General features: G+C 58.9%; 7 protein-coding genes. 5 read left to right on the forward strand and 2 right to left on the reverse strand.

Features of this window, described 5'->3' with window-relative positions:
• Window positions 1–182: 182 nt before the first annotated feature.
• On the reverse strand, window positions 183–338 hold the full coding sequence (locus VN623_RS12810) for a hypothetical protein (RefSeq protein ID WP_325571488.1): 156 nt from the start codon (window positions 336–338) through the stop codon (window positions 183–185).
• A gap of 614 nt (window positions 339–952) precedes the next feature.
• On the opposite strand from VN623_RS12810, the gene VN623_RS12815 reads away from it, so the two are divergent.
• From VN623_RS12815 to VN623_RS12835, 5 genes are all read left to right on the forward strand, one after another.
• Entirely contained in the window at window positions 953–1,423 is a 471-nt protein-coding gene (locus VN623_RS12815; protein WP_325571490.1) for a cache domain-containing protein, read from the forward strand.
• 596 nt (window positions 1,424–2,019) lie between these two features.
• Window positions 2,020–2,427 (forward strand): PqqD family protein, encoded by a 408-nt coding sequence (locus VN623_RS12820; RefSeq protein WP_325571493.1) that lies wholly within the window; start codon window positions 2,020–2,022, stop codon window positions 2,425–2,427.
• Window positions 2,428–2,575: 148 nt separating this feature from the next.
• Window positions 2,576–3,415 (forward strand): hypothetical protein, encoded by an 840-nt coding sequence (locus tag VN623_RS12825; RefSeq protein ID WP_325571495.1) that lies wholly within the window; start codon window positions 2,576–2,578, stop codon window positions 3,413–3,415.
• A 23-nt stretch (window positions 3,416–3,438) separates the two neighbouring features.
• The gene (locus tag VN623_RS12830) at window positions 3,439–4,131 is read left to right on the forward strand and encodes a glycosyltransferase family A protein (protein WP_325571497.1); all 693 of its coding nucleotides are present in this window, start codon (window positions 3,439–3,441) and stop codon (window positions 4,129–4,131) included.
• Window positions 4,131–4,811: a glycosyltransferase family 2 protein gene (locus VN623_RS12835; protein ID WP_325571499.1), complete on the forward strand. Its 681-nt coding sequence runs from the start codon at window positions 4,131–4,133 to the stop codon at window positions 4,809–4,811. The genes VN623_RS12830 and VN623_RS12835 overlap by 1 nt, the downstream gene beginning before the upstream one ends.
• Here VN623_RS12835 and VN623_RS12840 read toward each other — a convergent pair.
• The coding region (locus VN623_RS12840) for a hypothetical protein (protein ID WP_325571501.1) at window positions 4,774–5,841 on the reverse strand (1,068 nt) is incomplete at its 5' end. The genes VN623_RS12835 and VN623_RS12840 overlap by 38 nt on opposite strands.

Consider the following 5,841-nt stretch of genomic DNA (forward strand, 5'->3'; position numbering starts at 1 on the left):
TCACCCCCGATAGCGACCGTTAAAGCGGATCCCCGCGAAAGGTCATGTCCGCTTTACTCTCGAAAGCGGACGAGTGCGGCGCAAACCGTCATTTCAGCTTTGGGCCAATAGCGGACACCGCTCTTCCAGCGGTGCAGCGCATCTTCCACGTGCGGTTTACGCAGCATTCGTCGCCCCCTGGTTCACGTAAACAGCGATATAGCACTCTGAATTTGATCAGCTGCGGCGGTAAACAGTTCATTGTAATTTGTGTGACCTTCGGCAGCGGCCCTCAGGATGCATTCAGCGAGATAGACTTTAACGGTCGCCGTCGTGTACTCGACGGGAACCCGTGTCATGACATCTTCAAGCGCTTTTCTCATGTCTCGGATGAGTTGAGGTGTGAACTGCGGCATGGCAGCACCCATTCACGCTGATGATAAAAAGAGAACATAAGTCAGCTACCAAAGGCACGTTTGGCAAAGAAGAAGCGCGCCTCGAGTTTTCCGCCCAGCTAGCCGGCCGGAGCCCTGTATTTCACCATCACGGTATCCAAGTGGTGACAATGCGAGCACTCAAACGTGCGCCTGTCATAACCCGGTTTTTCGTCAGGTTCGATCCATGCGAGCCGCGTAGAAGAGCGACATTGCGGGCACCGTCTATCGCCGATCTGAGAAACTGGTGGGAAATCAATTTCTGATCGCAACATACGCGCCTCCTTGTCAAAAAGGCAGGCGTCGTCCCCTCGATGAGAATTTGAGCTTGCGCGCATTGCTTCGCGACTGCACGTGAATTTTTTGTAATAGATCGTGCAACTTTTGGAGGACGCGCTGCATTAAATGCCGATGCACTCTCAAGAAAATTGATCTTATCGCAAAGGCAAAACGAAATATCGCGGCGAGTGCGAGCCTGATATTCGATGAGTGGCTTTGATAGGATAATTGGCAGGGGCGCGTCCCAGCAGGGGTAAGCCATGTTCAGGCTCATCATCATATGCGCCTCGTTCGTACTTGCGGCCAATTCAGCCTATCCGCAATCGTCTCCTCCAAACTCTGATCAGGCAAAGCGAATCCAAATGCTTGTGGATAGAGCAGCCGAACTCGTCAACACAAAAGGAAAGGAAGCATTCTCCGAATTTCGTCAGCGCGGAAGCGAATGGTTTACGGGTGATACCTACATTTTTGCTTACGCTCCCGATGGCACGGTGGTCCTCAACCCGGCCTTCCCGGCACGCGAGGGACGCGCATACCACGGAGAAAAAGATAAGAAGGGGAAGGCTTTTCACGACGAGATTTTAAAGGTTGCACAGACAAAAGGATCGGGATGGGTCGATTATTGGCTACCAAAGCCTGGACAGACCGAACCGTCGCAGAAATGGAGCTACGTTAAGGCTGTGAAAGCCGAGGGGGTCGCCGTTGTTGGTGCAGGGTTCTTTCCCGAGTGACACGTGCGCGTGATGTCCGCTTTGGGTCATAAGCGGACATGTGCGGCGCACTAGTCCATGTCTGCTTTGGGCCAGAAGCGGAAATGTCCAGCGCACTGGCGCATGTCCGCTAAGTGCCAATAGCGGGCATGCGTTAGCGCATCCGCGCCGGTGACTATGTCCCCGAATTATTCGCATAATGCAGCACTCATATAAGGTAGACTGACTATGGCTCGCGCCAGCGTCGATGTACCCATAGCCAATGCTCGGGGGCTCCCCGGATCATAAATGTTTCGATCTGCTCCGCACAACTGCATTGTACCGGTCACGTCGATCTAATTGGCATCGTCCCTGATGGGCAAGAGTCGGGGCGTTGGCTATGCGCTTTGCATAGATACTATGTATCGGGATGTCATATTCGCGTGCCAGCAAGGCGATGAGGGGATTCGTCCGGCAGACCTAGCCAGAAAGTGACAGGCACGCCCCGACTGTCATGCTGGTCGACCAACATCCAACATGTTTGCCATCGCGCACCCGTCACAATTTTGCGCCGGACATTGATCGGCGCCGGTGTGTGGGCTAAATCAGCAGCCGGCATATGAATTTGTGAGTGGTTGATGCGCTATTTTTCAACGGACAATCCAGCTCTAGTGAGCCGCCGCTTCGACAACGAGATCGTCATCGCGAATTATGTCACTGGCGCCTATTACAGCCTAACGGGTTCCGGCGCAGAGATCTGGCTCGGATTGCGGGCGGGCGTAAGCGTCGAGGAGATAGCGACGCGCCTCGGCGCCAATAATGTTGCAACTGAGGTCGATGCTTTTGTAACCAGGCTCGGCGACGAGGCCATCATCGCGCCGGTGGACTCACCAATACATCGGGTGGCGTGGTCCCCGTCGCCTGGCTTTAAGTTCTCTTCGCCGCTGCTCGAGCGTTTCGACGACTTACGCGACCTCTTGCTACTCGATCCGGTGCATGATGTTGACGACATCGGTTGGCCCCACAGTGCCAATGGCGACCGCTAGCCGCAGATTCAGCGCGGCAGTCGCGCGCGCCTTTGAAAGCCTAGACGACGGCGCCATCGAGCGCCCCGCGAGGTCCGGCCCACTTGCGTTGCGACTGCATTTCGCATCTTCCGAACTTGCCGATGCCTTCAATGTATTCCTACCGCCATTGCCCGGCAGTTCGCCGGTGCTTGAGATCTGCTTCACCACCAGCCGTTACGTCAATTTATCCGACGCCGTGCCGCAACGCATTGCGGGGCACGCGGCTTTGGCGAATGATGACGTCTACGCCTTATGGCAATTCGATTCGCAGCATTTATTGCATATTGTGGATTTTGCGTCTCGCCGCGCGGTTGTCTGGCTCGGCGACGATTTCGCCCCTGCCTGGCTCTGTAGCCGTCCGATCCTTGCTCCGATTCATGCCGTGCTGTTGCGGACGCCGTGGGTGCCGCTGCACGGTGGTGCGGTCAGCCTGAATGGACGTACGCTGTTGCTGGCGGGCATCGGCCGGGCCGGCAAGACCACAGCCGCGCTTGCATGCGCGCTAGCTGGCTGGGACTACGCCGGCGACGATTTTGTTTTGGTCAATTCGCAGACTGCGTTGGTCGAGCCGCTGTTCACTTCAGCGCGGCTGCGCAATGACCTGAGTTCGGTCTTCCCCGGCATCCTCGATGCGCGGGCGGAAATCTCGCACGAGGATGGCGAGGTGCGGCACGAGTTGCGTATGGAGCACGTGTTGCAGCCCGACCAATTGACTGGCGGAAAGGCGGCCGCCCTGCTGTTGCCGCGCCGTCGCGGTGCGGAGCGGCCGGAGTTCGAGCCGGCCCGGCCGATCGATGCGTTCAATGCGCTACTGACGATGACCGTGACGCTGACCCCCGGCTGGCCGGATCTAGTTTCGAAAAAGCTGATGTCGGTGATCGGGCTCGCGCCAATCTTCTTCATCGATACTGGAGCAACGCCGAATGCTATTCCCGACGCGTTCGCCGAATTTCTTCACCGGCTTTGATTGTAAAGAGAGGCCCGCCGCGAATGACTAATCGCTCAACGACGGTTGTGATACCGGTGCTGAACGGTGCGGAGCATATTGCCGAAGCGCTCGCGAGCGTGCTGCTCCAGCTCGAGTGCGACGACCGTGTCGTCGTCGTCAACGATAGGTCGACCGATGCGACGGTCGGGATCGTTGGAGAATTCGTCAGGCGCGATCCGCGAGTGGAACTGATCGCCTGCGAAGGCAGCGGCTGCGCCGCCGGGCGCAACACCGGACTACGCCGGGGCACAAGCGAATTCGTCGCGTTTCTCGATCACGACGATATCTGGCCGGTCGGCTCGCTTGCGCAGTTGCGAGATGCGCTTTTTAATCGCCCGGGCCTCGATGCCGTATATGGTCGCATGAAGCTGCAATTCGACAACGGCCTAGACGAAAGATACGCGCCCCTGGACGGTCAGTATGTGCACCGGGTCGGCGTGTGGGGCTGCTTGTTTCGTCGCAACACCTTGCAGCGCGTGACCGGTTTCGATGAATCGATGGTTGCTGGGGAAGACACTGACTACTGGCTGCGGCTTGAGGAAGCGGGGGTCGCGGCGGCGCCAGTCGATGCGGTGACGATCGTCTATCGGCGCCATCCGGGCAACATGACGGCCAGCAAGGCTGTGAGAATCGACGGCAGCATGGCCGTCCTTCGTCGCCGGATAGCGCGCAACAGGGATAGAGCGGATCTGTGATGCGCGTCTCGGTCGTCCTTCCTGCTTACAACGCCGAGCTCTATCTCGCCGAGGCGATCGACAGCGTCTTGTCAGAGCTCGATTCGCGGCACGAACTGATCGTGATCGACGACGGTTCGACCGACGCGACGCGTGACATCATGGATCGTTACGGCACCCGCATCGTCGCGTTATCACAGCCCAATACCGGAACGACCAGGGCATTGAACGCCGGCCTTGCGCGCGCCACTGGCGACATTTTTGGATTCCAGGATGGCGACGACTTGTGGACACCCGGTCGCCTCGACAAGCAGCTTGCCATTTTCAAGCGCGATTCCACAGTGGAAGCGGTGCTTGGTCTGTCGCAGCAATTCGTCAGCCCCGACGTACCGGAGCATCTGCGTGAAGCCTTTCGTCCACCTGAGGATATTTTGCGCGGCGAAGGCCGTACACCGATGCTGATCCGCCGTGAGGCGTTTGAGCGTATCGGCGCCTTTGACGAGAGCTTTGCAATTGCCAGTGTGATCGACTGGTTCGCGCGCGCCCGCGCCGCAGGGCTGCGTAGCGTCATGCTTGAGGAGGTCGTGCTGATGCGCCGACTGCATCAGCGCAACGGCGGCCGCGTCGCGTCGGAGGCCCAGAATGCCGAGACGCTGCTGGCGCTCAAGAAGGCGATCGAGTCGCGCCGTCGGCCGCGTTGATCTCGCTGCCATCTGCGAGCACGGCGACGCTTTTGACGAGTAGCCCGAGGAAGCGCGAATCCGTGTTTAGCCCGAGTGCGGACGGGCTGCGGGCATCGTCGAGTTGTAGCGCAATGACGGTTTTTCCTTGCTGCGAAACCTGAGCCGGAAGCCGCAGGTAGACCTTGTCGCTGTAGGCGACGCTGTGCCGCTCAATTCCAACGCCGGCGAATGCGCGGAAGTTGAAAGCCGTCCGGCCTGGTGGCACGAAAGGCATGGCGACGATCTCGACGGTGACGGTGCGCCGTGATCGACCGGGTATGCTCAGCTCAATGATCGCGAGTTCTCCGGTGGTCCAGCGGCCCTCGGTGTCCGGGACCGAGAAGCCGTAAGGATAATCCACCATCGTCGGCTCGTGTGATGATTTCTGGAAGGCTTTCCACGCACGCTTGAGCCGGTTTCTGACGACCCATTGCAACACGAATGTGAGTGGTCTGGGTGTTCGCAGCTCATACGGCTGAGGTGGAAAGCGCCAAGGGTGAGTATAAAGCATGAGTCGGCGCAGCGCGCTGTCGCGAAAGCCGCGGCTGAGTTGCCGACGCATCCGGAGTCGCTGCGACAAGGGTACACGTGAAGCCAGCGCGCCGAGGACATGGTTCGGCACGGGCGTGTCAGCGTGATCGCGGATTAGTCGCAGAACGTTGAGCGCGCGCCAATGCGCGCCTTGCGCGTCCGTAAGATGCAGAAAGCGCGACCAGTCGACCTGCCCGGCGCAGTCTCGGATTAGATGGGCGGCCTCAATGGCGCGGAAAAACGCCTCCTGGGAGTCCGATGGATCGGCCCGAGCCACAGCAAGGAACAGGTGCATTGCCCGATCGGGAACGCGGATGGCGCGGTTCGCCATGTGGACGATTTCGGCACTGGCGAACATCTCGTTCACCAGCACGCTAGCTTGGGGATCCGGCAGCGGACGCCAATGCAGGTCGATTTCGCCTTTGAAACCGTGCTTGCTCATCGGTGCGGCATGGATTGCGATAAAGTCGCTCGGCGC

It is taken from the genome of Hyphomicrobium sp., assembly GCF_035572195.1.
In the GTDB taxonomy this organism is placed as follows: domain Bacteria; phylum Pseudomonadota; class Alphaproteobacteria; order Rhizobiales; family Hyphomicrobiaceae; genus Hyphomicrobium_B.

Bases quoted from the DNA above. Each gene is read 5' to 3' on its own strand.
- VN623_RS12810 (WP_325571488.1), bottom strand. From the start codon at position 338: ATGACACGGGTTCCCGTCGAGTACACGACGGCGACCGTTAAAGTCTAT.
- VN623_RS12815 (WP_325571490.1), top strand. From the start codon at position 953: ATGTTCAGGCTCATCATCATATGCGCCTCGTTCGTACTTGCGGCCAAT.
- VN623_RS12820 (WP_325571493.1), top strand. From the start codon at position 2,020: ATGCGCTATTTTTCAACGGACAATCCAGCTCTAGTGAGCCGCCGCTTC.
- VN623_RS12830 (WP_325571497.1), top strand. From the start codon at position 3,439: ATGACTAATCGCTCAACGACGGTTGTGATACCGGTGCTGAACGGTGCG.
- VN623_RS12835 (WP_325571499.1), top strand. From the start codon at position 4,131: ATGCGCGTCTCGGTCGTCCTTCCTGCTTACAACGCCGAGCTCTATCTC.